Consider the following 26343-nt stretch of genomic DNA (forward strand, 5'->3'; position numbering starts at 1 on the left):
ATCACTTTACCCTTCATAAATAAATATATGCACGAATGTTTCGTTCTAACAGGGTGTGGAATGGTACAATGAAAGAGATTCAACTAGAGTGAGGAGGAATGAAGCATGCGGCACGACGACTATGAGTTTGATGAAGAAGTAGAAGAAGGCGAATTGTTTAACGTATACGACATTCTACCACCGGATGGTACCATTCTTGAGATGGCAACGGCCGAAGAGATGGTACGTGCGGCGGAACTCGAGGCGACACATAATGCGCTCGAGCGAATCCAAGACTCAAACTTTCAGTTGTCAGGGGTAACCTTTAAAGAGTTACTGGCAGAGTTCGAACGATACGAGCAAGAATCGATGGAATTCTGGACAGGCGTTTATAGCCGATTGCGCATTCCATGGGCATGGACGATTCGAATCGATGTGGCCAACGGTCCGATTCACGTCGTCAATGACCGCGACATCTTTATCGATGAAGCTGACTTCGAAGAGTATGATTTCGAGGAATATGCGGATGATGATTACGAAGAAGAAGACAATCAATGAATCCAAAAACGTCTTTCCCTCATTCGGGGAAAGACGTTTTTTTGCTGTCGAGGAATGAAGTGCGGATACGTGTCATTTCCGCCGCTCCGAACCAAAGTCCGACGCTACATAAGATCGCGACACCGCTCACCATCGCTCCGACAATCGCCGTGTCCCCAATCATCGTGAACGACAATCCGAGACTGAACAAGCCGAAAAATAATAATCCTCCTGCAATCGTCTTCATGACTTAGCCACCCTTTCTCATTTCATCTGTCTCTAGTGTAGGTGGTTGAGTCTGAAAAGGGTGGCTTAATTTTACACCGGGTGAAAAATTAGTCTAGGTCATACACCGAATACGTCTTGCCATTCTCGAACGGCTCGTCTAGCAAGTGTTTCGCCAAGATGCGGGCGACCGTCTCAGGGGTGCGCAATCGTCCTTCCGTCACATAGGAGCGGAACTGTTCAACGTCACGGAACGCGTCTTCTGACGAGGCCCGAATGCTTTCCTGCATCGCGGTGTCCATGACGCCTGGATTGAACAAGGCGACTTTGTCGTCCGTATCGGTCAATTCAAGGGCGACCGTCTCGGTGAAATGATCGAGACCGGCTTTCGTCGCACAATAGGCACTCCAGCCCGAGATGGGGCGCTTGGCGGCACCAGAGGTCACGTGGATGAGCGAGACGGGCAGGTCGTATGCGAGCACCGCGTTCGTCAAGAGCATCGGGGCGAGCAGGTTGGCTTGGACGTGGGCGATAAGCTGCGCAGCATCCAATTGACCGGCCCGGTGAATCGGTTCAATCAACGCCGCATTTTGGACGACGAGCAAGGACGTCGCCGTCTCGATGAGCGGCTTCATCTGTCCAACCGCGGCCAGTGTGCTTGTCGGATCAGCTAAGTCGACCTTGACGTGACGGAACGAGACATCGGTCGCCTGCGTCCGAGAGAAGTTGACGACGTCGTAATCACGCTTCAACAATTCCTCGGCGACGGCACGGCCGAGGCCGCGCGACGCACCGGTTACAATGGCTAGTTTCATGAATGTTCCTCCTATTCGTGAATCGTCTTCCGATAACCGTAAAACGGACGGAAGTTCAATTTTTCGTAGTACGTGTGTGACGAGGCGCTCGCGAGCATCTCGAGACGCGTTTCAGGGTAGAGCGCATGGGCGTGTGACAGCAATCGCTTGCCAATCCCGAGGCGACGGTGCGAGGCCGCGATGAGCAGTTCGCACACGTACAGGCTCACGGTCGTGTCGGTCAATCCCCGCAGGTAGGCGATCACATGTCCTTCTGACTCGACGACATAGGCGACGTTCGATTGCCGCCATGCCTGTTTCGTCAATTCATGTTGCCGCACGAGTTGACTCCAACCTTCCGCTTCATTCAACGCTTGAATCTGTTCAAAATCGACTTCTTCATAAGGACGAATGACCATCAAGCTTCACCTACTTTCATTTCAATGGCTTTCATGAGGTCGAACGCCCCGTCGGATTCGTTCGAACAGACGACCGAGATTCATTCCGACGCCGGGGTCGTAACCCATCATGTGCCATGTAAATACGTCTTCGTTTTCAAGTTAAACTCATACGCGCTTCCCGTAATATCAGCCTTGGTTATTGACGCTCAAGAGATGTGTACTTGTTCAAAAAAATATACCTTATCGTTAAACATTAACCTAAATAATTGAAAGTGAATAGGTGACATTCTCCCATCATGATACGATAAACAAATAGTTTAAGAGCAAGGAGCGGAGAAACATGCTTGAATTTGGATTTGGCTTGTTACTAGGTCTGATTTTCATGCTGACTATACATAAAATTCGTCAATCTCGAAAAGGAATGGATGAAGAGTTTACGCATTTCGGGAATCGACTCAAGGACGTCATCTATATTTTTGAAGTCAAGCCGGTATTTCGTTTTCGCTACATTAGTCCGTCCTTGGACTTCTATTTAGGAGAAGGAGTAGTAGCGACCAATTATGAGGATCCGTATGATTGTTTTCGTCGCGTTCATCCGGAAGATTATGAACTGCTCGTCAATAAAGTTTTAGGGAAAGTCGATTACGAAAAGGCGATTTTACAAAGATGGAGAACGAACGATGGCCACTATTTGTGGTTCGAGGAATACACGACGCCGATTTACGAGAATGATGAAATCGTGGCGGTGCAAGGAGTGATTCGAAACGTGCATGCTGCCATGACAGAGCGAGAAACATTGGCTTACGAGAGTCGTCACGATAGTTTGACTAGCGTCTTGAATCGTCGAGCGTTTAATGAAGCGGTTCATTGTCTTTCAAATGGCAGTATAGGTTTAATTGTTATCGACTTGAACGATTTGAAACGAATCAATGACAACCATGGACATTCTGCCGGGGACAAGTTGCTCCAAGAAACGGCATTCGAGTTGCTCGAACTGAGTACAAGTGTGTATCGTCTCGGAGGCGATGAGTTTGTCATATTAGCCGAGAATCAAGACGAGGAGGCATTTGTTGCCTTCACTACGACTATCAAATCAAAGCTTGAAACGAAACAAATTTCAGCCGCAGTCGGAGCGGCATGGCATGAGCAGCTGACGGATTTCTCTCAAGTGTATGAGGAAGCCGATCACGATATGTATCGACAGAAACAACGAAACAAAACGAAAAAGCACGTTTCCCACTGATGGATGTCAGCGAGAAATGTGCTTTTTCGATAGATAATCAACTACTCGATTTTTCTTCGAGCTCTGTTTCGGTCGTATTGAGATTGTTCAAGTATGCCTCATAACGCGGCAACCAGTAGCGGTAAGACGCCCAGACGAGCCCGCTCGTCGCCGCGACCAAAGCGAGTGTCGCCGGCCAAAACCAGCTCGACACGATTCCATCTGCGTAGGCGAGACCAATCGGCGAGAATACGAAGTAGACGAACACCATCGACGCGACGAGAATGATTGACGTCGAGATGGCATGGCGCCAAGGTTTGACGCGACCGAGGTCGATGTGAATCGGATTGATGTGTTGCATCGGACGAGCTTTCGCGAACACGAGCATGATGGCCGTCTCGAGAACGAACAAGATGCCATAAATATGAATGAAGTTAATGCCGAGATCGAAGCCGAACCACTGCTCAGTCCCCCAGACGAGGAAGTAATACGTGACGACGTGGAAGCCGATGACGAGTTTCGCGGCAATCGGTGGCACGCGCTTCACGAGCATCCCGATTAAGACGATGACAAGAATCGGGATGTTGAAGAAGCCGGTGAAACGGCGAATCAAGTCCCAAAGACCGTCCGGCGCATACATCAAGTTCGGGGCGACGAAGAATGAGACGAGCGCGACGAACGTGCCGAACCATTTGCTGACCCGAATCAAGTCTTTGTCTGATGCGTCCGGTTTAAACTTCGGCTTGTAAATATCGAGCACGAATAAGGTGGCGATACTATTCAATAGCGAGTTGAACGAGCTGAACACGGCACCGAGCAAGACGGCAAGGAAAAAGCCCATGAGCCACATCGGCAACAAGTCGGCAATCAAGCTCGGATAAGCGAGGTCGGCCTTATCGACGTTCGTGCCATACAAATGGAACGCGATAATCCCCGGAAGCAACATGAAAATCGGGACGAGCAGCTTCAAATAGCCGGTGAAGAGCACGCCTTTTTGTCCCTCGGCCAAGTTCTTCGCCCCGAGCGCCCGTTGGATGACGTACTGGTTGAGCGCCCAATAAAATAAGTTCGCAAAAATCATTCCGGTGAAGATAGATAAGAACGGGACGGAGTCGTTTGACGACCCGATGGCGTTCAGTTTCTCTGGATTCTCGGTCGCGATCGTCTTCATCCCATCGACAAGATTGCCGTCACCGAGCGCGATAAAGCCGAGCGTCGGGACGAGGAATCCGATGATAATCAATCCGATTCCGTTCAATGTGTCAGAGACGGCGACGGCACGGAGTCCACCAAAGATAGCATACACGGCACCGATGATCCCGATGAACCAAATGACCATCCAGAGTGATTGCTCGAAGCTGATCCCGAGCAGGGCTGGTACGTCAAACAGTTGCAGGACGGCTAAACCGCCGGAATAGAGCATCGATGGGATCGTGACGCACATATAGCCAAACAAGAACAACAGGACCGTCAAACGGCGGACGTCCTCGTCATACCGCTGGCTCAAAAACTCGGGAATCGTGGAAATACCGATTCCGAGAAAACGTGGCAGTAAGAAGAGGGCCATGATGATGGCGGCAATGCCAGCCGTGACTTCCCACGCCATGGCGGACATATTGCCGGCAAACGATTGTCCGTTCAAGCCGATCAATTGTTCGGCCGACAAGTTCGTCAATAAGAGTGAACCGGCAATGAACAGACCAGTAAGACCACGTCCGGCCAAGAAATAATCGTCAGCACTCTCGACTTTCCCTTTTGTCATGCGATACGACACGTATGCGACGAGCCCCATGAATAAGGCCCCAGTGATTAATATGTAAACAACTTGTTGAATGGTCAACGACATTCCCTCCCTCAACTGCTTCTTATTTATAAGTACTTTCCATAACTACCCTTCACGAAGTATGATTATTTCCCGTTTTCTCTTTTGTAAAAGAACTGTAATAAACCTCACAACAAAAAAGACACCTGAGATGTCAGGTGTCAAAAAAAGCGAAGCAACGAAGTCGCGACCGTGAAATAAATAATCAAACCAAGGTTGTCGACGACTGTCGTGATGAACGGACCCGACGCGACGGCTGGATCCAGTTTCAATCGATTAATCAGAAGCGGGACGAGTGTCCCGACGATGGTCGCCACGCTGAGCGACGCAAAGATTGATAGACCGACAATCATCCCAATCAAGGCACTGTCATATAAAACGGTGATGACACCGAAGATGACGACCATGCAGGCGAGGCCGAGCAAGACGCCCGTCCCGAATTCGCGGCGAATCATTTTCAACACGTTCTTCCGATTGATCGTCCCGAGTGCAATCGAGCGGACGGCGACGACGAGCGATTGGGTGGCGGCGTTTCCTGCCGAACCCATGACGAGCGGCATGAAGACGGCGAGCAAGACGATCGCTTCAAGCGTATCCTCGAAGCCTCCGATTGTCGACGCGGTGATCATCCCGAGGAACATGAGACTGATGATCCATGGCGCGCGCTTCATCGCCGCTTCGACTGGTCCCATGTTGATGTCAGACGATCCTTTCGTCGCCGACAGTTCCTCAAAGTCCTCAGTCGTCTCCCGCTCGATGACGTCCATGACGTCGTCGACCGTGATAATCCCGAGCAGATGGTCCTCGCTATCGATGACAGGCAGGGCCAGTAAGTCATATTTTTGAACGGTTCGGGCTAAATCTTCCTGGTCGGCGAGAACGTGGGCTGATACGACGCGTCGGCCCATGATGTCCGCGATTTGAAGATCGAGCGGGGAGACGATTAAATCACGTAGCGAGACGACACCGACGAGCCGGCGATCTGTATCGATGACATATAGATAATAAATCGTCTCGGCTTCGGGGCCGAGCTCGCGCAAATCTTCAAGCGTCGCCCCGATAGTCTTATCCGCTTTCAACACGATGAATTCGGTCGTCATGATCGCGCCGGCCGTATCGTCTGGATAGCGCATCAAGTCTTTGACCTCGGTCGCCTCGGTCTCGTCCATCAACTCGAACAGTTCGTTCATGAAATCGTCAGGGAGCTCGTTCATCAAGTCGGCAGCGTTATCTGAGAACATATCGTTCAACACGCGCACGGCGAACGGACGAGGCATTTCTTGAATGAACTGTTCTTGCTCATCGAGCTCAAGTTTTTCAAAGAGATCGGTGAACGACTCAGGGGACAAAGCATCGTAAACGAACTGGCGGTCCGGTTGTTCGAGCTCGATGAAAAGGTCGGCTTGTTCACCTGGATGGAGGGTGAGGAACATGTCGCGGAAATCGACCGGATCCCCTTTTTGGATGAGCGCTGTCACTTGGGCTTCATGACGGGCGCGTTCTGTACGTTCGATTGCCATCGACTCACTTCCTTTTCATATCATTTGTCTATATTATGTCACGACTTCAGTTGGGCTCAAACAAAATCAAAAAAATGTTATAGAATTTTTTCACAATCTATACGGAAGGTATACGTTACGTCTGCCCGGTTTCGTAGAACCGATCATTCCATTCTTGAGTGTTCATTCACCGTGTCGCACAGTCTATACACTTTTCTGTGGAATCCCCCACAGGCCAAACGTCGGACTTGCCCACCTCGGAATTGGGTAAGTTGATAATGTAAGGGTAGAAACACACCCGAATCACAAGGAGGAAGCGAGATGATATCGATGACGGATCAACAAACCGCACGGGATACAACGCTGAAACATCCGATCCACGTGTATTCAGAAATTGGTGAACTTAGGACGGTACTATTAAAACGCCCCGGGCGCGAATTGGAAAATTTGACCCCGGAATATTTGGAACGGCTCTTATTTGACGACATTCCTCATCTTCCGGTCATTCAAAAAGAACATGACTACTTTGCGAGCGTGCTCCAAAATCGTGGAGTAGAAGTGCTCTATCTAGAAAATTTGATGGCGGAGACGTTGTCGCTACCAGGAGTGCGCGAACGTTTTGTCGCCGATATCTTATCGGAGTCGAAATCGAATATAAACGGCTCGTACGAGACACTGAAAGAATATTTGCTCGCCTATGACAATGAAAAATTGATTGAAACCGTCATGGCCGGGATTCGGAAATCCGAGATCAAGCCGGAAAAACGGCGTCACTTGCACGAGATGATCGAAGACACGTACCCGTTCTATCTCGATCCGATGCCGAACTTATATTTCACTCGTGACCCGGCGGCGGCCATTGGGAATGGGTTATCGATCAACCGAATGAAAGAGCCGGCCCGTCGGCGCGAATCGTTGTTCACGCAATATATTATGCGCTATCACCCACGGTTTGCGAAACATGACATTCCCATCTGGTCGGACCGAGACTACCGCTTCGCGATGGAAGGTGGGGATGAGCTCGTCCTCTCGAAAGAAGTCGTCGCCATCGGGATTTCCGAACGGACGACGGCGCAAGGGATTGAGCGGGTTGCCCTCAACTTGTTGAAGAACGGCGGCACGTTCAAAAAAGTCATCGCCATCGAGATTCCGAAGTCACGCGCCTTCATGCACCTCGATACGGTCTTCACGATGGTCGATCATGACAAGTTCACCATCCATCCGTTCATTCAAGGCCCGGGAGGGAAGATGAATATTTTTGAACTGACGTTGAACGCAGAAGGTGAACTTCACATCACGCAACATACCGATTTGTTGAACGTATTGAAAGCAGCACTCGGCCTCGATGAGATCGTCTTAATTCCATGTGGGGGCGGGGACCCGATCGCAGCGGCCCGCGAGCAATGGAACGACGGATCGAATACACTCGCCATCGCGCCAGGGGTCGTCGTCACATACGATCGCAACTACGTCTCGAACGAGCTGCTTCGCTCTGAAGGAGTCGAAGTCATCGAAATCATGTCGAGTGAACTGTCGCGTGGCCGTGGGGGTCCACGCTGTATGAGCTGTCCGATTATCCGCGAAGACATTTAACGAGGAGGAAACGAGCATGTCCACAACGTACAACTTTGATTTGAAAGGCCGTCATTTTCTATCATTGAACGATTTTTCAGGAGACGAGTTGAACTATTTGATCGATTTATCGGCCGCCTTCAAGCGTCAAAAGAAACAAGGCGTCCCGCATCGCATCTGTGAAGGGAAGAATGTGGCCCTGTTGTTTGAGAAACCATCGACGCGGACGCGTTGTGCGTTCACCGTGGCGGCCATCGATCTAGGCATGCATCCGGAATACCTCGGGAAATCGGATATTCAGTTCGGCAAAAAAGAATCGGTGCGCGACACGGCAATCGTGCTCGGGCGTATGTTTGACGGCATCCAATTCCGCGGCTTCGCCCACGAGACGGTCGAGGGACTGGCCAAAGACGCCGGCGTCCCGGTATGGAACGGTTTGACAGATTTGTATCACCCGACGCAAATCTTGGCTGACTTCTTGACCGTCAAAGAGCAAAAAGGTGAGCTTTCTGGCATCCGCTTCGTCTACGTCGGCGACGGACGCAACAATATGGGCAACACGCTTCTCATTGGTGGGGCCAAAGTTGGGATGGATATGCGGATCTGTGCGCCGAAATCGCTTTGGCCATCGGATGAGGTCGTCGATTTCGCCCGCTCGGTCGCAGCCGAGACCGGGGCGACAATCACACTGACCGAAAGCATCGATGAAGCGGTCGCCGACGCCGACGTGATTTACACCGACGTCTGGGTATCGATGGGCGAAGAGGCCGAGTTCGCCGAGCGCATCAAGCTGCTTCACCCGTATCAAGTCAACATGGACATGCTCACGAAGACGAACAATCCGGACGTCATGTTCCTTCACTGTCTGCCGGCCTTCCACGACTTGGAGACTGAAGTCGGCCGGGCGATTCATGCGGAGTACGGATTGACCGAGATGGAAGTCACGGACGAGGTGTTCCGGAGCCGCCATTCCTTCGTCTTTGATGAAGCCGAGAACCGCATGCACACGATTAAAGCGGTGATGGCCGCGACGCTCACCGATACAAACGAATGGCTTGAACGCTGACGGACGGGAGGGTCCTCCCCTCCGGTTCGTACTAAACGAAAGGGATGAGTTCAATGTCTACGAAAATAGCGCATGACTCAAGTGGAACGGCTGGCGTACAACCAGAGAAGAAAGATCGACGTTTAGGGCTCGGAGCGCTGACGGCACTCGTCGTCGGTTCAATGATTGGGGGCGGCGCCTTCAACTTGGCGGCCGACTTGGCCCAAGGTGCGAACGCGGGAGCGATTTTGATCGGGTGGGTCATCACCGGGATCGGGATTATCGCTCTCGGCCTCAGTTTTCAAAATTTGACGATGCGTCGTCCGGATCTCGATGGTGGGGTGTACAGTTACGCCCGGGCCGGCTTCGGTCAGTTTGTCGGGTTCAATTCGGCGTGGGGCTACTGGCTCTCCGCTTGGCTTGGCAACGTCGCTTATGCGACGCTCTTGTTCAGTTCGGTCGGCTATTTCTTCCCAATCTTTGAAGGCGGTCAAAACATCGCTTCAATCATTGGCGCCTCGATTATGTTATGGCTCGTGCATGCGTTGATTTTACGAGGTATCCACGAGGCGTCGATGATCAATATCATCACGACAATCGCTAAACTCGTACCGATTTTTGCCTTCATCACAATCACGTTATTCTTCTTCAACCTCGACAATTTCACGTTCGACTTCTGGGGTCAGGGCGGCTTCTCTTGGAGTAGTGTGAGAGACCAGGTCGTCTCGACGATGCTCGTCACGTTATGGGTGTTCATCGGGGTCGAAGGAGCGGTCGTCTTGTCCGGACGGGCTCGCAAGCGTTCGGACGTCGGGAAAGCAACGGTCATCGGGTTGCTCGGCACACTTGTTATCTATCTGCTCATCTCGGTCATGTCACTCGGCCTTATGAATCCGGAAAACGTGGCGAACGCCTCACAACCGGCGATGGCGTACTTGCTTGAATCAGCGGTCGGGCCGTGGGGCGCGATGCTCATCAATGGCGGTCTCGTCATCTCTGTTCTCGGGGCCTGGCTCGGCTGGACACTGCTCGCTGCGGAGATCCCATTTGTGGCCGGAAAGGACGGCGTGTTCCCGAAATGGTTCACGAAAGAGAATAAAAACAATGCGCCGGCCAATGCACTATGGCTTACCAACGGGTTGATCCAGCTGTTCCTCTTCACGTTCCTCTTCTCGGATGCGGCATATAACTTCGCGTTCTCGCTCGCTTCGAGTGCGATTTTGATTCCGTACGTCTTCTCGGCCTTCTATCAAGTCAAGGTGGCCAAAAATGGCATCGGCTATAATGCCAGTGAGCGCCGGACGCGTGACCTCATCATCGGTGCCGTCGCCTCGATTTACGGAATTTGGCTCATCTATGCGGCTGGAATCGACTACCTTCTCCTCACGACGTTACTATACGCACCGGGAACGTTGCTCTACATCAAGGCACAGCGTGAGAACGGCATCAAGACGTTGACGAAGGCGGAATGGATCGTGGCCGGTATCTTGACGGTGCTCGCGATCTTGGCTGTCGTACGCATCGTCTCAGGAAATATCTCAGTCTTTTGATCGGGGGAAACCAATATGCGGAATAAACGAGTAGTCATCGCGTTAGGTGGAAATGCGATTCAACAAGGGAAAGATGCGACGGCCGAGGCTCAAATTCGAGCCGTCGAGGCGACAGCGGAATCGCTGGCTGCCTTGATTGCCGAGGGGGTCGACGTCATCATCACCCATGGGAACGGTCCACAAGTCGGGAACTTGATGTTACAACAAGCCGCATCAGACAGTCCGGCGACGCCGGCTTTGCCGCTCGACGTCTGCGGTGCGATGACGCAAGGAATGATCGGGTATTGGTTCGAAAACGCCCTTGCCAAGGCACTAAGAGTCCGTGGCTTGGAACGTTCGATTGCCCCGATCGTCACGCGGTCGGTCGTCGACCCGAATGATAGTGCTTTCAGCCACCCGACGAAACCGATCGGTCCGTTCTACGATGAGGAAGAAGCTCGACAAATGGAACGGACGACTGGTTACGTCTTCAAAGAAGATGCCGGTCGCGGCCATCGTCGCGTCGTCCCGAGCCCGTATCCGGTCGCGATTCTCGAACATAAAGTCATCCGTGACCTCGTCGCCCATGAACATATTGTCGTCGCCTCTGGCGGCGGTGGGATTCCCGTCATCGATACACCGGACGGTTATACCGGGGTCGAGGCGGTCATCGATAAAGACTTCGCTGCCGCGAAGCTCGCTGAACTCGTCGAGGCGGACATGCTCCTCATTTTGACGGCCGTCGACCACGTGTTCGTCGATTTCGGGACGCCGTTGGCGCGAGCGCTCGAGGAGACGACGAAAGAACAGCTCGAGGTATATATCGCCGAAGGGCAGTTCGCGCCAGGCAGTATGCTGCCGAAAGTACGGGCCGCCCTTCAATTTGCAGAGTCGGGACACGATCGGGTCGCCGTCATCACGTCACTCGAGCAAGCGCTAGCGGCGGTGCGGGGCGATGTCGGGACGCGTGTCCGACTCGCTGCGACACTCCAACAATAAAACATAAAGCTGCAGACGCATTTGTCTGTGGCTTTTTTTCGTGAATCGGCATCTCGTCGTTTTTGATTCGGCTACATGGGGAAGGAATGTTGTATGTCGATTCAGACATTGCTATCATCGTTTGTGTAAACGTTTGCACATGTGGAAAGGAAGTGACGAAGAGCGGCAACGCTCGAGCTTATGCGTCTATTTGAAGAGGAGAACGTCTATACGAAGCAAATGAAACCGCAGGCAGATGATCGGGCGATCGTCCAAGGGAGCTGTTATCGCTTCACGGTGCTGACGAGCCAGTTGATTCGGATGGAATACGCGGAGGATGGGGTGTTTGAAGACCGGCCGACCCAAGTCGTCTTTAACCGGGCGTTCGAAGTTCCAGAGTTTCGCGTGATCGAGGACGAGACGGAGCTACAAATCATCACGGAGCACGTCCATCTGTACTATACGAAAGGGCCGTTCGCACCGAACACATTGTATGTCGATGTGAAAGGGAATTTCAGTACGTATTATAGCCGCTATACGTTCAACGGGCCGGAGCGGACGTTGAAAGGGACGGCGCGAACGCTCGACCACGTCGATGGGGCGACGGAACTCGGCGAGGGGATCGCCTCGAAACAAGGATATGCCGTCATTGATGACTCTGATTCGTTCATCATGACGGAAGACCGTTTCGTCGAACCGCGTCGTAAACACATCCATGACTTGTACTACTTTGGATATGGACATGAATATAAGCGCGCACTCCGTGACTTCTACCAACTGACGGGTCCGACGCCGCTCTTACCGCGGAAAGCGCTCGGCAATTGGTGGAGCCGCTATTGGCGCTATGATGAGACGGAATATAAAGAACTCATGCGTCGGTTTAAGACAGAGGACATCCCGTTCTCGGTCAGTGTCATCGATATGGACTGGCACGTCACCGACGTCCCGGAAGAGTATGGTAGTGGGTGGACGGGCTACTCTTGGAACAAGAATTTGTTCCCAGACCCAAAAGGTTTCTTGACGTGGCTTAAACAAGAAGGACTACTCGTCACGTTGAACCTGCACCCGGCAGACGGCGTGCGTGCGTTCGAAGATCAATATGCGGCGATGGCCGAGGCGATGGGACTTGAACCGTCCCACGGCGACCGCATCCCGTTCGACTTTTCCGACAAACGATTCATACAAGCCTACTTCGAACAGATGCACCACCCTCATGAAGACGACGGTGTAGACTTTTGGTGGATCGACTGGCAACAAGGGTCGACATCGAAAATGGAAGGACTCGACCCGCTCTGGATGCTGAACCACTATCACGCCACCGATATCGCCCGGGATGGCAATCGACCGCTCATCTTCTCCCGGTACTCGGGACCCGGTAGTCACCGCTATCCGGTCGGATTCTCCGGAGATACGTTGATTTCATGGGCATCGCTCGCATTCCAGCCGTATTTCACGGCGACGGCAGCCAATATCGGTTACGGTTGGTGGAGCCACGATATCGGTGGCCATTACCGAGGCTCGAAAGACGACGAGCTTGCCGCACGCTGGGTCGCGTTCGGCGTATTCAGTCCGATCATGCGGCTACACTCGACGTTGAGCACGTTCAACGGGAAGGAACCGTGGCGCTTCGGTCTCGAGGCGGAGCGATCGATGAAGACGTTCTTGCGACTGCGTCATCAATTGATCCCGTACATTTATACGATGAATTGGCGAAACCATGCGGATGCCTTGCCGCTCATCTTACCGATGTACTACGAACATCCGGACGAGGACGCGGCGTATGAAGTACCGAACGAATATTACTTCGGCAGTGAGCTCATCGTTTCGCCGATCGTCGAGCCGATGAACCAACAGCTCCACGTCGCCGCCACGAATGTCTGGTTGCCGAAAGGTGACTGGTTCGACTTCTTTACCGGTCATCGCTATGCGGGCGAGAAGTCGATTCGAGTGTTCCGGGGACTCGATGAGCAGGCAGTGTTCGCGAAAGCTGGGGCCATCATCCCGATGGCGCGGCATTATTCGGGACGTAACGATACGGATAACCCGAGTGAATTAGAAATACTCGTCTTCCCAGGGGCATCGAACACGTTCACGCTTTATGAAGACAATGGGACGGATCGTGACTATGAGGCGGGTGCTTACGCTGAGACGACGTTCACGCTCGATTGGGAGGAACGGAAGCTCCACATCCACGTCACGGGTGACCGGACCGTCTTGCCGTCTGACCGTACCGTCACGTTGCTTCTCCGAGGCGTGACCGGTTCCGGCGAGTATAGTCGGGAGACACAGACACTTCGTCTCGAAGTCGGTTCAATTGATGAGGAGATGACAGTGTCGCTCCCGGTCGAACTGACGACGAACGACCATCGGCTCAATCGTTTGTATCGTTTCTTGGATCGTGCCGAAATGTCCTATGATTTAAAAGATCGGTTATATCGAACGGCGGCCGCGAAGACACGGCTCGAGGCATGGCTGTTCGACTTGCATGCGCTTGAACTCGACCGCGACTTGCAAGACGCGATCATGGAATTGATGCTCGATTGAATAACTTGCTGTGGGGAGGGGGTTTGTCCCCTCTTTTTTTGTCAGAAAATCGTCGGTTTTTGTAAGCGTTTTCAAATTAAAACCAACTATACTAAAAGGAGAGGGAAGATCGATTGGAGGGTTCGACATGAAACCAAAATGGACGGTAGACGATTTGCGACAACTCGATGTGTTCGTCAAATGTGCCACGCGTGAGCTCGAGGTGCTGTTGCCCCATGTCTATTGTCGGACGTACCGAAAAGGACAGCTGTTATTTATGGAAGGCGATCCCCGAGAACGTATCTACTTTTTGATTAGCGGTTACGTGAAGATTGAGCGTAGCAATGAGACGGCGACCCATCAATATACGGACTACTTGAAACCGAAGCAACTGTTTCCGTATCGAGGTTTGCTGACGGAACCGTACTATCAACATTCGGCGGAGGCGTTGACCGATATCGAGGTCATCTATATGCCGACGGACCGATTCGAACAACTCGTCTCTCGGAACGCATCGATGCTGCTCCATATCGTCGGGCAGATGAATCGGATTCTCGATTTGCACGAACGACGGGTGCAGGACATCATAACGCCGAGTGCGACCGACCGGGTGCTCAACACGATTCATTACTTGATTGAAGACCTCGGGGAACCGGAAGCAGAGGGCGTGCGTGTCCGTTGTCCGTTCACGACAATCGAAATCTCACGTTTGTCGGGCACATCGCGAGAGACGGTGTCGAACATCTTATCACGCTTGCGAAAAGAAGACGTGCTTCAATTCGACGCGCGTGAATTGATGATTGGACATCCCGAATATTTCGAACAATCGACTTGATGGCGCCTCGTGTCGGACGTGGCGTCTTTTGCATATGTGACTAAGCGAAGCGTTCGCCTTGAAAGAGCGCATCAGTTATAATTAGTGAGAATCCTCACAAAGAAAAGTTTCCTTATTGATAGAAAGGATGAACGCAGTGAAACGACTGCAAGCTCTCGCTTTAGCAGAAAAACGCCATATCGTCGGACTTGTCATCGCGGCAGTGATGATTGGCTTATCGATTTTGGCGCAAGCGTATTTAATTGTCGACATTGTCGATCAAGTCTTTTTGAAGAATGCATCGTTTGAAAGCATCGTCCCGACGCTCGGTTGGCTCATCTTCGCGCTCGTCACCCGCGCCTTGTTCGGGTATATGTCAGGACGGATCGGAGCAAGTCTATCGGAGAAGGCGAAACGGTCACTGCGGTTGCAGTTGCTCGACCGTTATACATCGAATCCGATCGAGACGTCATTATCCGGTCAGTCGGGTAAGAAAGTCAGCGTCTTCATGGACGCGGTCGATGAGGTCGATGCCTACTTCAGCCAATATTGGCCGCAAGTCATTCAAACGTCGATTATCCCATTGCTCATTCTTGTTGTCGTCTTCAGTCAACATTGGATCTCGGGCGTCATCATGATGGTGACGGCACCGTTCATTCCAATCTTTTTTATTATCATCGGGATTGCGACACAGAAGAAGTCGGAAGAACAGATGGAGAAAATGAATCAGTTCTCTGGCAAGTTTTTGGACGTCTTGCAAGGACTGACGACGTTGAAACTATATGGTCGGACTGAACGTGAGGCGGAAGCCATCGAGAAGAGCAGTCTCGATTTTCGTGACGCGACGATGGTCGTCTTGAAGACGGCGTTCTTGTCAGGGCTCATGCTCGAGTTCATCTCGATGCTCAGCACGGGCGTCGTCGCACTCGAAGTGGCGCTACAAATGGTCGTCTGGGAGAACTTGACGTTCTTCTCCGGCTTTTTGATTCTCGTCTTGGCCCCGGAATACTATTTGGCCATTAAAGACCTCGGTGGTGCGTTCCATACCGGACGAGGAAGCATGGGAGCGGCTGACCGTATTTTCGAAGCGCTCGACGCACCGGATGAGCGACTACAGTGGGGCGACCGGACGTTGATGAGTCGGACGCCCGAACTCGAGCTTGCCGAAGTATCGTTCGCTTATGAAGGTGGACGTTTCACGCTGTATCCATTAAGCGGTGTGATTCCTGCCGGTGCTCACGTGGCACTCGTCGGGGCGAGCGGGTCCGGCAAAACGACCATCTTGAACGTGTTGTCCGGGCTCGTCAAACCCGACAGCGGACGTGTCCTCGTGGACGGAGATCCACTCGAGACGTACACCGATTCGTCATGGTACGACACAATCGGCTATATCTCGCAAAACCCTTATTTGTTCGCCGGTACCGTCGCCGATAATATCGCCCTTGGTGAGACGGCGGACGAGGCAAGCATCTTGGAAGCGGCGACAGCGGCCGGATTGACCGATGTCATCGACCAGTTGCCGAACGGCATTCATACCGAGCTCGGTGAAGGGGGTTATGGCTTGTCCGGAGGCGAACGGCAACGGCTCGCCCTAGCCCGTGCCTTCTTAAAACGTCCAGGAATCATTTTGTTCGATGAACCGACGACAGGTCTTGATTTGGTGACCGAACAAATCGTTCGCCGCTCGATCGATGAGTTGTCGCGCGACGCGACGCTCGTCACGGTCGCGCATCGCCTGCATACAATCAAACAAGCCGATGCGATTTGGTTCGTGGACGAAGGACGTCTCATCGCCCAAGGCACGCATGACGACTTGCTCAGCGTTCCGCAATACGCGGACTTGTTCACGCTACAGAAAGGAGTGAGAGGATGAATTCCCTTTGGACGATCACGAAATGGATGATGCGAGAGAAAAAGGATATCGTCCTCTCCATCTTCTTTGGTTACGTGGCCGGTATTGCGGCTGTCGCCTTGTTCGCGGCGAGCGGCTACCTCGTCTCTCGGGCGGGGCTCGTTCCGCCGCTCTATGCACTTATGGTACCTGTCGTTCTGATTAAGCTGTTCGGTGTGGTTCGAGCGAGTGCACGTTATCAAGAGCGATTGGCCTCGCACCGAGCGACATTCACGATTTTGAGCGAGTTGCGGGTCCGGTTTTACCGCCAGCTCGAACCGCTCGTGCCGAGCATCTTTGCCAAGTATCGCAGCGGAGATTTGCTCGCCCGCGTTGTCGGTGATGTCGAGAGTTTACAGAACTACTTTTTACGGGTCTTCTACCCGCCAATCATTTTGGTGCTCGTCTTCTTGAGCACGATTTTCTTCGTCACGTACTTTTCGGTCTGGGTCAGTGTCTGGATCTTATTCGGCGTCTTCGTGACCGGTTTCTTGATTCCGGCCTTCTTCGCCCGTGTGCGTGCCAAACATGACCGGGAACTTCGTACTTTGCGGGGCGACCTCTCAAGCGGGATGACGGAGATGATGTACGGGTATCGCGATTTATTGCTTCATCATCAACTCGGACGGACTCGCGGCGAGTTGCTTGAACAGAGCGACCGTTACGCCGAGGCGCAGAAACGAGATGTGACGAACCAGTTCTTCAACTCCTCGCTCGTTGTAGCGGCATCATTACTCGTCTCGTGGGGCGTTTTGGCCATCGGGGCTTATCTCGTCGTCGACGGCGAGTTGAACGGTCTATTTTTGGCCATGCTCATCATGATGTCACTCACCGCGTTTGAGAACGCGACACCGATGGCGGTGTTCCCAGGCCACTTTGCCGACAGCAAACAAGCGGCCGATCGTCTGTTTGAAGTGATCGAGCCAAGTGAAGCGATCGTCATGGCCGAATCGTCCCGTACCGACGTGGTGCTTGAGACAGCTCCTGACGTATCGTTTGAACGGGTGATCTATCGCTATCCGGATACGTTCCGCGACGTGCTGAGCGACGTCGATGTGACATTACGCAACGGCTCGAAGACTGTCATCGTCGGACCAAGTGGTTCTGGTAAGTCGACACTGTTGCAACTGTTGCTCGCTTTTGTCAGACCAGATTCGGGTGAGGTGAGGCTTGGCGGCCATCGCGTCGACGATGTCACGCAAGCGTCCGTCTGGCGCCATGCGAGTGTTGTACTTCAAGAGAACCATTTCTTCTTCGGTACGATGCGAGAAAACTTGGCGCTCGCCGGGGACTTCTCGGACAACGAGATGGATGCAGCACTCGCGAGTGTTCGTCTCGGTTTCTCGCTCGACGAGCCGGTCCTTGAGAAAGGGGCGAACTTGTCGGGCGGGGAACGGCAACGTCTTGCCATCGCTCGCGCCTTGTTGAAGAATGGCTTGCTTTGGATTCTTGACGAAGCGACGTCGGCGCTCGATGCGCGGACCGAGGCCGACGTGTTCGAAGAAATTTTCCGTCAAGCCGATGAAGCGACGCTCGTCATGGTCAGTCACCGTCTGACCGGACTCGAACGTTTCGATCACATCATCGTCATGGAAGGCGGACGCATCGTCGAGACCGGATCGTATGATGAACTGATGCAGGCACGCGGTGTATTTTATGGGTTGAAACAAATCGAACAAGATATCTTTGCATGAAAAAACGAGCGGCTCCGTCGGAGAGCCGCTCGTTTTTTGGATGGCAAATTTGGGTGCAACAAATGGGGGTTGTCGCATTGCTTTCAAAAAGAGTGTCGTGGAGGGGAATCCACGTGACGTAATGGTTTGGGGAACGTTTACGTCAAGCTTTGGGAGCTACAATTAGAGTATAAGTGATAACGATTCTCATTGTCAATTAGTAAGTTGTAGAAAAAAACCACAACCGGTTCGGGTTGTGGTTGGTCGTCAGCTCGACGGTACGCCTTTTCGAAGCGTGAAGCGAAGCAAGCTGAACAAGTAACGCGTATAGAAGAGCGCGAACGCATAAAATACAGCGATGGCTGATGCGCCGAGTTCAACCCCAGGAATGTTCATCAAGAACTCGAGGATGAGAATCGACAGCAAGAAGATATAGAGGCCGGCATCGAGATAGAGCGGCATCAATTTGCCATGCTGATGCCAGAACGTCCGGACGAGCGGTGCGACGATCATCCCGATGATGCGCTCCGCGAAACCGATGCTGAGCACAGAAATCATGAACGCCGCGACCGTCTCAAACGATACGAGCTCTGAGAAAGCGAACATAGAAATGAGGAGAAGCGGACCGATCAAAATCATCATCGAGAGGGACGTGCGTAAAAAAATCAACAAGTTCCGTTTAATCGTGCCGACTCCCCCGAAGAGCGACTGCCGGAACGTCTTGCCACGTTGATAGTCGAGGATGAACGATCCCACAAACATCAAACCGAATAGTGATAACAATACTGTCATGAAATGAGTTTCCCCTTTGTCTGTCCAAATCTATGATCAACTGTAAAAATCATCGAATCAAAGTCTAGCCTAGTGTACCGATTCACTAGTTGAAAGTAAAGCGGGAAAACTGCGGGAAACCGCAATCTTTTGCGAACATGAGGCGCTTTATGACGCCAAGATGAATCGATTTCGTCCCGATTCCTTTGCGTGATATAACGCTTCATCGGCGTGTTTCAATACGCTATCGACTTCAATATCATTCGAATGGCAGGCCCCGAGCGAAATGGTGATATGAAGTGTTCCTGCGCTTGTCTCGAACGGGAACGTCGAGACTTTTTCTCGTATAGATTCGGCAAGACGGGTCACTTCATCTCGATTGGCGTTCGGCATGATGATTAAAAATTCTTCACCACCGAAGCGGCCGACGAGATGCTGCTCTTCACTTTCGGCGACGAGCAACATGCCGAGCTCCCGCAATACGTCGTCCCCGACATCATGGCCATACGTGTCATTGACGCGTTTGAAATGGTCGATGTCGACGAGAATCAAAGCGTACTCTTTCGCTTCGACGTTCAAGTTGGCCATCGCCTCGTTCAGTAGGCGCCGGTTGGCGATGCCGGTCAACGCGTCCGTTCGGGCAAGTTGTTGCTGGTGTTGGACGTTCTCGAAATGGCGTCGCAACTCTTGGAGCAAACGATAGGCGGCACAGGCACCTCCGTATACCATAACAGTGTAGGCGAGAATAACAGGATAGAACAGTTCGGTTGGTAGAGCATAATAGATGGCGGAGCCGAAAACGACGACACTGATGGTCATGAAGATGAGCAACGTGTTGCGGGTATTATCAAGCTTTAGTCGCAATAAGCTGATTGGAAGGACGAGACCAATCATTGTGATGACGGCCAAATAAAAGCCGATATACGCTCCGTCGGTGACCATCAAAAATCGGCCGACCAAAAAGATGATGGCTGCGACTGTCCCACTCACCCAACCACCGAATAAGACGGCAAGAGAGATGGGGATGGAGCGCAAGTCGATTAAGATTCCTTCGAGCGGCAATGCGTTCGCCAGTAAAATTAAGGCGACGACTCCGCTCTGAATACCGAGGAGGATTCGACTTTTCAATGGCGCTTTCGGTGTGAGCCGTGGTCGATTGCGGAACGGGAGAAACGAAATCGTGAATAACGTGAACAGGATACACAGATTCAGAAAAAAAGAGTTGATGATTGTGAGCATGATCATATCCCCTAACATGAAATGGAAATAATTAGTTTTAGTTTAGCATATTTAACATCGTATTGCCTGCATGTGACGGCGTGCAATGTACTCACTATTTATGCCATTCGTCCCACATCAATGTCGGACGGTTGGTCGATAACCGTTTCATTTCCGTAACGTAATAGGTACCTCCTTTGAATGGACACATCATCTTCTTTTCATTCAGCGCAAACAAATTTGGTATGATAGAAAAAAAGGGGGACTGTCTGTGCGGTATTGGGATCATTTTAAGAGAGCCTTCATTCCGATTGCGCTCATCTTGATCGGGTTAGCCATCTTTTATACTTTATCGGCTCGAGGCAACCTGGCGTTGACTGTTCTCGGAGCAGCCATCGTCGGTGTCATCTTATTTTTAGTGATGCGTCATATGAATCGGGTCGAGGAAGATTAAACGAGAACACGTTCACGGTTCTCGTTTTTTGTTGTCGACGAGATTTTTTGGGTACACTACATAGTAAGGAGGGATTTATTATGGCAAAAGCTACATTTGCGGGAGGCTGTTTTTGGTGCATGGTCAAACCGTTTCATAAATACGAAGGAGTCGAGCGTGTCATTTCCGGTTATACGGGCGGGCATGTCGATAACCCGACGTACAAACAAGTCTGTTCGGAGACGACCGGTCACCTAGAGGCGATTGAGGTCACGTTTGATCCGGATGTCATCTCGTATGAAGAACTGTTGCGTATCTATTGGCGTCAAATCGACCCGACCGATGGCGGCGGACAGTTTAACGACCGCGGTGAATCGTATCGACCGGCCATCTTCTATCATTCGGAGGAACAGCGTGCGGCGGCTGAACGGTCGAAACAAGAAATCGAGGACTCGGGGCGCTTCGACCGATCGATTGAAGTCGAGATCCGTCCAGCGAAGACATTTTGGGAAGCGGAAGATTACCATCAAGACTACTACAAGAAAAATCCATTCCGTTACGAGATGTACCGCGTCGGTTCTGGCCGGGCCAAGTTCGTGAAAGAGGTGTGGAGCGACAAGAAGCTACAGAAAGACTTGAAAGATCGTCTGACGCCGATTCAATATAAAGTCACGCAAGAGAACGGAACCGAGCCCCCGTTCCAGAACGAGTATTGGGATGAGGAGCGGGAAGGGTTATACGTCGATGTCATCGATGGGACGCCGCTCTTCACATCGCGTGACAAGTTCCAATCGAACTGCGGTTGGCCGAGCTTTGCGCGCCCGATCGAAGAAAAACGCATCGATATGAACATGGACACGACGCACCACATGGTCCGGACCGAGGTCCGTTCCAAGGGAGCCGACAGCCATCTCGGTCACTTGTTCGATGACGGCCCGAAAGAACTTGGAGGTCTGCGCTACTGCATCAACTCGGCGGCACTCCGTTTCATTCCAAAAGAAGAATTAGAGTCTGCAGGTTATGGAGAGTATAAGCACTTATTCGATGCGTGAAGGGGAGAAGGGCATGTTCACATCCGTCAAACAACAGATTCGTCGTGAGACGCTCGCGACCGTCTTGGATTACTACGACAAATCGATTCGTAATTTATCCGAGGCTGCCAGAGATGAGAAGTACAACAAGATGAGCGCGACCCCGTTCTCGTTTTTCCGAGGGAGTTCCCACTTGTTCTATTACGATTTTGCGAAAGTACCGCTCGCGTTTGACACCGATGCGTCCCATCCGACGTTCATTCAAGGGGATTTGCATTTTGAAAACTTCGGTGTGTTCGAAGATGGGGCCGGGACGATTATATACGACGTGAACGACTTTGACGAGGCGTATCTCGGGTCTTATTTGTTTGATGTCCTTCGCATGGCGATCTCGGTCGATTTGTTTGCCGCAGAGTCAGGGTTTGACGCGACGCATGCCATCGAGACGTATGCAGCGACATACGCGCTCGCGATTGAGCGTTATGCGAATGGGAAGGACGAAGATGTCCAGTTCACGAAAGCGAACACGTGCAAAGCCATCAAGAAAGTGATTAAAAAGGCAGAGAAGAAGAAAGACGCATTCATGGCGGAGCGGACGGAAGTAAGGGATGAGGAACGTTATTTTGCGACAAGCGACGATCTCGTCCCGGTCAGTCCGAAGACCGCCGAGCATATCAAACAGGCGTGGCCGGATTATTTGGCATCCTTATCGGAGAAGCATCGACACCATGCCGACCATTACGAAATCAAAGACATCGCCATTAAACGGGAGAGCGGGACGGCTTCGATCGGACTCGAACGGTATTATATTTTGATTGAAGGTGCGGACGCGGAGCATGACGAGGATATCATCCTCGAGATGAAGCAGGCTCAATCGGCTGTCCCTTCGCTCTTCTTGCCGACCCATCCGTTGTTTGAGGATGGCTTGTCGCATCAAGGGTCCCGCGTCATCGCGGCCCAACGCGCCATGGTGCATAGTCGTGACCCGTATCTCGGCTATTTGACGATGGACGGGAACGAGTATTACGTGCGGCAACGGTCACCTTACAAGCGGAAAGTGAAAGCGAAGCACATCAAGAATGAAGAATCGCTCATCGAGACGTTAAAAGTCCAGGCGGAAATCACGGCCAAAATTCATGCACGGGCGGATGCGGATGCGAACGTGCTCGATTATGAGGCGAGTGAACGAATTGCGGCAGCCATCGGAGCGTCGCGACCGCTATTCATTCGCCAAATCTCGCGGTGGTCCCAATTTTACGCCAATCAGGTCCGATTCGACTTCGAGGCGTTCCAATCTTGGCTCAAGACGCGTGCGGAGACTCACGTCTGACGAGCACCGGACTTGCGGTCAGCCCCACGTTTGCCTCAGAATGGAACGGTAAAGGATGTGTACGACGTATGATTACAGAACAACAGGTCATCACGCAGATGAAACAAGTGATGAGCCAAATCGAACAGTCGAGTGGGGAGACGCAAAAGCGCCATTTGGCCAAGTTGATGGGCTATTGCGAGCTGTTGCTCGCTGATTCGGCTCCGGCTAAGACGCAACCTACTACGGCGCCTATGGCCGAGCCGGTCGAGTCGAAACCGCCGCTTGATCGGCAGATGGCGGCATTCCTTGGAATCCCGCTTGAAGAAGAGGACAAACCAAAAACCGATTCATTGCTCGACTTTTAAGCTGTGCCCTTGAGGCGCAGCTTTTTTTGTGTGAGTCGAACGTATTGACTTATATACCTAAGGGGGTATAATGAGATTAACTAAACGATACGTAACGGAGGCGTGCATATGCTTGATTTCTTGTTTGTCGCAGTAGTGATTGGATTGATTTATTTTTGGTGGACGAAGCGAAACAACGTCAAAACGGTTTCGACCGATGAATTGAAACGGAAGATTGCTGAAGAACGGAACATTCAGTTGTTGGATGTCCGTGAGCCCCAAGAATACCGGGCCGGGCATATCAAGCAGGCGAAAAATGTGCCACTATCGGGATTCGGGAACGCAAGTGCCCAATATCCGAAAGATAAAGAACGTCCGGTCTATGTCATCTGTCAAAGCGGGATGCGAAGTCAACGGGCCGCGGCCATGTTGAAAAGCGCGGGCTATACGGACGTCTACTCGGTCAAAGGCGGCATGAGTTTCTGGCGTGGCTGACAGTTCTCGGTTGAACATTTGTTCAGCCGTTTTTTTTTAGACCCTGAAAATCTCTTTTAGAGGCTAGATTTGCCGTGTGACGTTTCCACTTTCGGTTTTCAGGGGATTCTGCTACGGTAGGAACATAGGAAAGAGAGAGGGGACCAGACAATGGCAGTCATTTTATTTGATATCGATGGGACGCTCGTTGACACGACCGGACCGATGACACAAGCAATCCACGAGGCGTTAGAGCAACTTCCTCATTTACCGAAACCGAGTGAGGACGCGGTCCGTTCAGGTTACGGATTGGCCGGTAACGCGTTTTGGGAACACGTCATCCCGGAGGCAACAATCGAGGAGATTCACCAAATCCGCAAGCTCCGTCATGAGACGCTCGAGCGAGCGATGGAAGGCCAACACGTCTTGTTCGATGGGATTTACGAGATGCTCGAGGCGCTCCATGCGAAAGGACACACGTTGACGACCGCGAGTAACTGTGGGGTCCATTATTTGAACCTCATGCTCGACTCTCAAAACATTCGCCAGTTCATGACGGCTCCAGAATGTCTCGAATCCGTGAACGGCGAGAAAAAAGCTGACATTTTGACGGCGCATCGTCTCCGTCACGGCGAGAACGATTACGTGATGGTTGGAGACCGGAAATCGGATGTCGAAGCGGCACGCGCGCACGACTTCCCGGTCGTCTTGACAGGTTTTGGCTTTGGGAACGAAGACGAGTGGGCACTCGCGGATCATGTCATCGCGACACCGAACGATTTGATTGCCTTGGTCGAAAAATGAAAAAACCGGTTGAACGCGCGACGTTCAACCGGTTTTTTTAGAGTCCGAGCGAAATGTATTTCACTTCTAAAAATTCTTCAATGCCATGGTGACCGCCTTCGCGGCCGAGGCCGCTCTGCTTCCATCCACCGAACGGGGCTTGCGGTGTTGACGGAAGTCCGTCATTGACACCGACGATACCGTATTCGAGTGATTCAGCCAAATAGAGAGCCTCGTTGATGTCTTGCGTGAACACATAGGCGGCAAGACCGAACGGGGTCGCATTCGCCCGCTCAATCACTTCCTCGAGCGTATCGAACGACGCAATCGGGGCGACAGGACCGAACGTCTCCTCGTTCATGCACAGCATATCTTCATTCGCATAGCGGACGACGGCCGGCCGGACGAATAACCCATCGAGCTGTTCGCCACCCGTGATTTCCCCACCCCGAATTTGAGCGTCTTCCAGGTGCTTCATCACTTTTTCGACCGCGGCCTCGTCGATGAGCGGACCGATATCCGTCCCTTCATCAAGACCATTCCCGACTTCGAGCGCCGCGACGGCCTCGATGAATTTTTCAGAGAACGCATCGACGATCGATTGCTCGACATAAATTCGGTTGGCGCAGACGCACGTCTGTCCGCCGTTACGGAATTTCGTGGCAACGGCTTGAGGGACGGCTTTATCGAGGTCTGCCTGCGCCGTGACGATGAGCGGGGCGTGACCACCCAGCTCGAGCGAGATTTTCTTCATCGTATCGGCTGCGCCGCGCATGAGCGTCTTGCCAACCTCGGTCGAACCTGTGAAGGTCAATTTGCGGACGCGAGGATCGTGTTGCCACGTATTCACGATGTCAGACGCTTTGCCGGTGACGAGATTGATGACACCGGGTGGAAAGCCGGCTTTCTCGGCCAGTTTGACGAGTTCGATGGCCGTCAATGGTGTCGCCGAGGCTGGTTTCAGGACGACGGTGCAACCAGCGGCCAGCGCCGGCGCGAGCTTCCGGGTGATCATCGCCGCCGGGAAATTCCATGGCGTGATGGCGGCGACGACGCCGACCGGTTGTTTAATGGCGAAGATACGTTTTTTGTTCGAAGAGGCCGGGATCGTCTCGCCGTATACGCGTCTTCCTTCCGCGGCATACCATTCGATGAAGCCGTTCGCATAACGGACTTCACCGATGGCTTCTTGGAGCGGCTTACCTTGCTCCTCGACCATCGTCCGAGCGATGGCTTCTGTATGTTCATCAATCAGCCGGTTCCATTCGAGCAGCAGGGCGCCTCGTTCTTCGGCCGTTTTCTGTTGCCAATTTTTCAAGGCGTCGTGGGCGGCATCGACAGCCTGCTTTGCTTCGGCCGTGTCACTCTTTGTCACCGTGGCCATGATGTTTCCGGTGGCGGGATTTCGCACCTCGATCGTGTCCGATGTATCAATCCATTCTCCATTGATGAAATTGTTTTCCACTCGCATCT

Annotated in this window: 24 protein-coding genes; 16 read left to right on the forward strand and 8 right to left on the reverse strand. The window is 52.2% G+C overall.

The window, feature by feature from the left end; translation table 11 throughout:
* Positions 1-105: 105 nt before the first annotated feature.
* Entirely contained in the window at positions 106-537 is a 432-nt protein-coding gene (locus EVJ34_RS09150; protein ID WP_034779522.1) for a hypothetical protein, read from the forward strand.
* A gap of 19 nt (positions 538-556) precedes the next feature.
* Here EVJ34_RS09150 and EVJ34_RS09155 read toward each other — a convergent pair whose 3' ends face one another.
* The 3 genes from EVJ34_RS09155 to EVJ34_RS09165 all read right to left on the reverse strand — a co-directional run bounded on the left by EVJ34_RS09155 (position 557) and on the right by EVJ34_RS09165 (position 1954).
* On the reverse strand, positions 557-763 hold the full coding sequence (locus EVJ34_RS09155; RefSeq protein ID WP_131435951.1) for a hypothetical protein: 207 nt from the start codon (positions 761-763) through the stop codon (positions 557-559).
* A gap of 88 nt (positions 764-851) precedes the next feature.
* Positions 852-1556, reverse strand: coding sequence for an SDR family NAD(P)-dependent oxidoreductase (locus EVJ34_RS09160; RefSeq protein WP_131485385.1), 705 nt, complete (start codon positions 1554-1556; stop codon positions 852-854).
* Positions 1557-1567: 11 nt separating this feature from the next.
* Positions 1568-1954, reverse strand: a complete 387-nt coding sequence (locus EVJ34_RS09165) for a GNAT family N-acetyltransferase (protein ID WP_131435948.1) — start codon at positions 1952-1954, stop codon at positions 1568-1570.
* 322 nt (positions 1955-2276) lie between these two features.
* On the opposite strand from EVJ34_RS09165, the gene EVJ34_RS09170 reads away from it, so the two are divergent.
* Positions 2277-3179 carry a GGDEF domain-containing protein gene (locus tag EVJ34_RS09170; protein WP_131435946.1) on the forward strand — a complete coding sequence of 301 codons (903 nt, stop codon included), beginning with the start codon at positions 2277-2279 and terminating at the stop codon, positions 3177-3179.
* Positions 3180-3216: 37 nt separating this feature from the next.
* Here the strand turns inward: EVJ34_RS09170 and EVJ34_RS09175 are convergent, their stop codons facing one another.
* Positions 3217-4998, reverse strand: coding sequence for a solute:sodium symporter family transporter (locus EVJ34_RS09175; protein WP_131485386.1), 1782 nt, complete (start codon positions 4996-4998; stop codon positions 3217-3219).
* 143 nt (positions 4999-5141) lie between these two features.
* Positions 5142-6500 (reverse strand): magnesium transporter, encoded by a 1359-nt coding sequence (gene mgtE / locus EVJ34_RS09180; RefSeq protein WP_131435943.1) that lies wholly within the window; start codon positions 6498-6500, stop codon positions 5142-5144.
* Between the two features lie 342 nt (positions 6501-6842).
* On the opposite strand from mgtE, the gene arcA reads away from it, so the two are divergent.
* From arcA to cydC, 8 genes are all read left to right on the forward strand, one after another.
* Positions 6843-8072, forward strand: coding sequence for an arginine deiminase (arcA, locus tag EVJ34_RS09185; protein WP_031199961.1), 1230 nt, complete (start codon positions 6843-6845; stop codon positions 8070-8072).
* Between the two features lie 16 nt (positions 8073-8088).
* Entirely contained in the window at positions 8089-9117 is a 1029-nt protein-coding gene (gene argF, locus EVJ34_RS09190; RefSeq protein ID WP_131485387.1) for an ornithine carbamoyltransferase, read from the forward strand.
* A 53-nt stretch (positions 9118-9170) separates the two neighbouring features.
* On the forward strand, positions 9171-10646 hold the full coding sequence (arcD, locus tag EVJ34_RS09195) for an arginine-ornithine antiporter (RefSeq protein WP_131485388.1): 1476 nt from the start codon (positions 9171-9173) through the stop codon (positions 10644-10646).
* 15 nt (positions 10647-10661) lie between these two features.
* Positions 10662-11624 (forward strand): carbamate kinase, encoded by a 963-nt coding sequence (gene arcC / locus EVJ34_RS09200; RefSeq protein ID WP_131485389.1) that lies wholly within the window; start codon positions 10662-10664, stop codon positions 11622-11624.
* Between the two features lie 180 nt (positions 11625-11804).
* Positions 11805-14147 (forward strand): glycoside hydrolase family 31 protein, encoded by a 2343-nt coding sequence (locus EVJ34_RS09205; protein WP_131485390.1) that lies wholly within the window; start codon positions 11805-11807, stop codon positions 14145-14147.
* Between the two features lie 127 nt (positions 14148-14274).
* Positions 14275-14961 (forward strand): Crp/Fnr family transcriptional regulator, encoded by a 687-nt coding sequence (locus EVJ34_RS09210; protein ID WP_131485391.1) that lies wholly within the window; start codon positions 14275-14277, stop codon positions 14959-14961.
* 127 nt (positions 14962-15088) lie between these two features.
* On the forward strand, positions 15089-16813 hold the full coding sequence (gene cydD, locus EVJ34_RS09215) for a thiol reductant ABC exporter subunit CydD (RefSeq protein ID WP_131485392.1): 1725 nt from the start codon (positions 15089-15091) through the stop codon (positions 16811-16813).
* Entirely contained in the window at positions 16810-18525 is a 1716-nt protein-coding gene (gene cydC / locus EVJ34_RS09220; protein WP_131485393.1) for a thiol reductant ABC exporter subunit CydC, read from the forward strand. The genes cydD and cydC overlap by 4 nt, the downstream gene beginning before the upstream one ends.
* Before the next feature lie 246 nt (positions 18526-18771).
* Here the strand turns inward: cydC and EVJ34_RS09225 are convergent, their stop codons facing one another.
* Both EVJ34_RS09225 and EVJ34_RS09230 read right to left on the reverse strand, forming a co-directional pair.
* Entirely contained in the window at positions 18772-19296 is a 525-nt protein-coding gene (locus tag EVJ34_RS09225; RefSeq protein WP_131485394.1) for a hypothetical protein, read from the reverse strand.
* 147 nt (positions 19297-19443) lie between these two features.
* The gene (locus EVJ34_RS09230; protein ID WP_131485395.1) at positions 19444-20514 is read right to left on the reverse strand and encodes a GGDEF domain-containing protein; all 1071 of its coding nucleotides are present in this window, start codon (positions 20512-20514) and stop codon (positions 19444-19446) included.
* A gap of 250 nt (positions 20515-20764) precedes the next feature.
* Between EVJ34_RS09230 and EVJ34_RS09235 the strand changes: the two genes are divergently transcribed.
* From EVJ34_RS09235 to EVJ34_RS09260, 6 genes are all read left to right on the forward strand, one after another.
* Entirely contained in the window at positions 20765-20947 is a 183-nt protein-coding gene (locus EVJ34_RS09235) for a hypothetical protein (protein ID WP_021065984.1), read from the forward strand.
* An 80-nt stretch (positions 20948-21027) separates the two neighbouring features.
* The gene (gene msrA / locus EVJ34_RS09240) at positions 21028-21978 is read left to right on the forward strand and encodes a peptide-methionine (S)-S-oxide reductase MsrA (protein WP_131485396.1); all 951 of its coding nucleotides are present in this window, start codon (positions 21028-21030) and stop codon (positions 21976-21978) included.
* 13 nt (positions 21979-21991) lie between these two features.
* Entirely contained in the window at positions 21992-23287 is a 1296-nt protein-coding gene (locus tag EVJ34_RS09245; RefSeq protein WP_131435922.1) for a DUF2252 domain-containing protein, read from the forward strand.
* A gap of 68 nt (positions 23288-23355) precedes the next feature.
* On the forward strand, positions 23356-23634 hold the full coding sequence (locus tag EVJ34_RS09250; protein WP_131435920.1) for a DUF5327 family protein: 279 nt from the start codon (positions 23356-23358) through the stop codon (positions 23632-23634).
* A gap of 108 nt (positions 23635-23742) precedes the next feature.
* A complete protein-coding gene (locus EVJ34_RS09255; protein ID WP_131435918.1) occupies positions 23743-24108 on the forward strand; it encodes a rhodanese-like domain-containing protein in 366 nt (121 codons plus the stop codon).
* Positions 24109-24258: 150 nt separating this feature from the next.
* On the forward strand, positions 24259-24891 hold the full coding sequence (locus EVJ34_RS09260; protein ID WP_131435916.1) for an HAD family hydrolase: 633 nt from the start codon (positions 24259-24261) through the stop codon (positions 24889-24891).
* A gap of 37 nt (positions 24892-24928) precedes the next feature.
* On the opposite strand, the gene EVJ34_RS09270 is transcribed toward EVJ34_RS09260, so the two are convergent.
* Complete coding sequence (locus EVJ34_RS09270; protein ID WP_131435914.1) at positions 24929-26341, reverse strand: NAD-dependent succinate-semialdehyde dehydrogenase; 1413 nt, start codon at positions 26339-26341, stop codon at positions 24929-24931.
* Between the last annotated feature and the right edge of the window lie 2 nt (positions 26342-26343).

This window comes from Exiguobacterium sp. SL-9 (assembly GCF_004336985.1).
GTDB lineage: Bacteria > Bacillota > Bacilli > Exiguobacteriales > Exiguobacteriaceae > Exiguobacterium.

What these genes read in the sequence shown, in the direction of transcription:
- EVJ34_RS09150 (WP_034779522.1), top strand. Translation starts at nt 106, where the DNA reads ATGCGGCACGACGACTATGAGTTTGATGAAGAAGTAGAAGAAGGCGAA.
- EVJ34_RS09155 (WP_131435951.1), bottom strand. Translation starts at nt 763, where the DNA reads ATGAAGACGATTGCAGGAGGATTATTATTTTTCGGCTTGTTCAGTCTC.
- EVJ34_RS09160 (WP_131485385.1), bottom strand. Translation starts at nt 1,556, where the DNA reads ATGAAACTAGCCATTGTAACCGGTGCGTCGCGCGGCCTCGGCCGTGCC.
- EVJ34_RS09165 (WP_131435948.1), bottom strand. Translation starts at nt 1,954, where the DNA reads ATGGTCATTCGTCCTTATGAAGAAGTCGATTTTGAACAGATTCAAGCG.
- EVJ34_RS09170 (WP_131435946.1), top strand. Translation starts at nt 2,277, where the DNA reads ATGCTTGAATTTGGATTTGGCTTGTTACTAGGTCTGATTTTCATGCTG.
- mgtE (WP_131435943.1), bottom strand. Translation starts at nt 6,500, where the DNA reads ATGGCAATCGAACGTACAGAACGCGCCCGTCATGAAGCCCAAGTGACA.
- argF (WP_131485387.1), top strand. Translation starts at nt 8,089, where the DNA reads ATGTCCACAACGTACAACTTTGATTTGAAAGGCCGTCATTTTCTATCA.
- arcD (WP_131485388.1), top strand. Translation starts at nt 9,171, where the DNA reads ATGTCTACGAAAATAGCGCATGACTCAAGTGGAACGGCTGGCGTACAA.
- arcC (WP_131485389.1), top strand. Translation starts at nt 10,662, where the DNA reads ATGCGGAATAAACGAGTAGTCATCGCGTTAGGTGGAAATGCGATTCAA.
- EVJ34_RS09205 (WP_131485390.1), top strand. Translation starts at nt 11,805, where the DNA reads ATGCGTCTATTTGAAGAGGAGAACGTCTATACGAAGCAAATGAAACCG.
- EVJ34_RS09210 (WP_131485391.1), top strand. Translation starts at nt 14,275, where the DNA reads ATGAAACCAAAATGGACGGTAGACGATTTGCGACAACTCGATGTGTTC.
- cydD (WP_131485392.1), top strand. Translation starts at nt 15,089, where the DNA reads ATGAACGCAGTGAAACGACTGCAAGCTCTCGCTTTAGCAGAAAAACGC.
- cydC (WP_131485393.1), top strand. Translation starts at nt 16,810, where the DNA reads ATGAATTCCCTTTGGACGATCACGAAATGGATGATGCGAGAGAAAAAG.
- EVJ34_RS09225 (WP_131485394.1), bottom strand. Translation starts at nt 19,296, where the DNA reads ATGACAGTATTGTTATCACTATTCGGTTTGATGTTTGTGGGATCGTTC.
- EVJ34_RS09230 (WP_131485395.1), bottom strand. Translation starts at nt 20,514, where the DNA reads ATGCTCACAATCATCAACTCTTTTTTTCTGAATCTGTGTATCCTGTTC.
- msrA (WP_131485396.1), top strand. Translation starts at nt 21,028, where the DNA reads ATGGCAAAAGCTACATTTGCGGGAGGCTGTTTTTGGTGCATGGTCAAA.
- EVJ34_RS09245 (WP_131435922.1), top strand. Translation starts at nt 21,992, where the DNA reads ATGTTCACATCCGTCAAACAACAGATTCGTCGTGAGACGCTCGCGACC.
- EVJ34_RS09250 (WP_131435920.1), top strand. Translation starts at nt 23,356, where the DNA reads ATGATTACAGAACAACAGGTCATCACGCAGATGAAACAAGTGATGAGC.
- EVJ34_RS09255 (WP_131435918.1), top strand. Translation starts at nt 23,743, where the DNA reads ATGCTTGATTTCTTGTTTGTCGCAGTAGTGATTGGATTGATTTATTTT.
- EVJ34_RS09260 (WP_131435916.1), top strand. Translation starts at nt 24,259, where the DNA reads ATGGCAGTCATTTTATTTGATATCGATGGGACGCTCGTTGACACGACC.
- EVJ34_RS09270 (WP_131435914.1), bottom strand. Translation starts at nt 26,341, where the DNA reads ATGCGAGTGGAAAACAATTTCATCAATGGAGAATGGATTGATACATCG.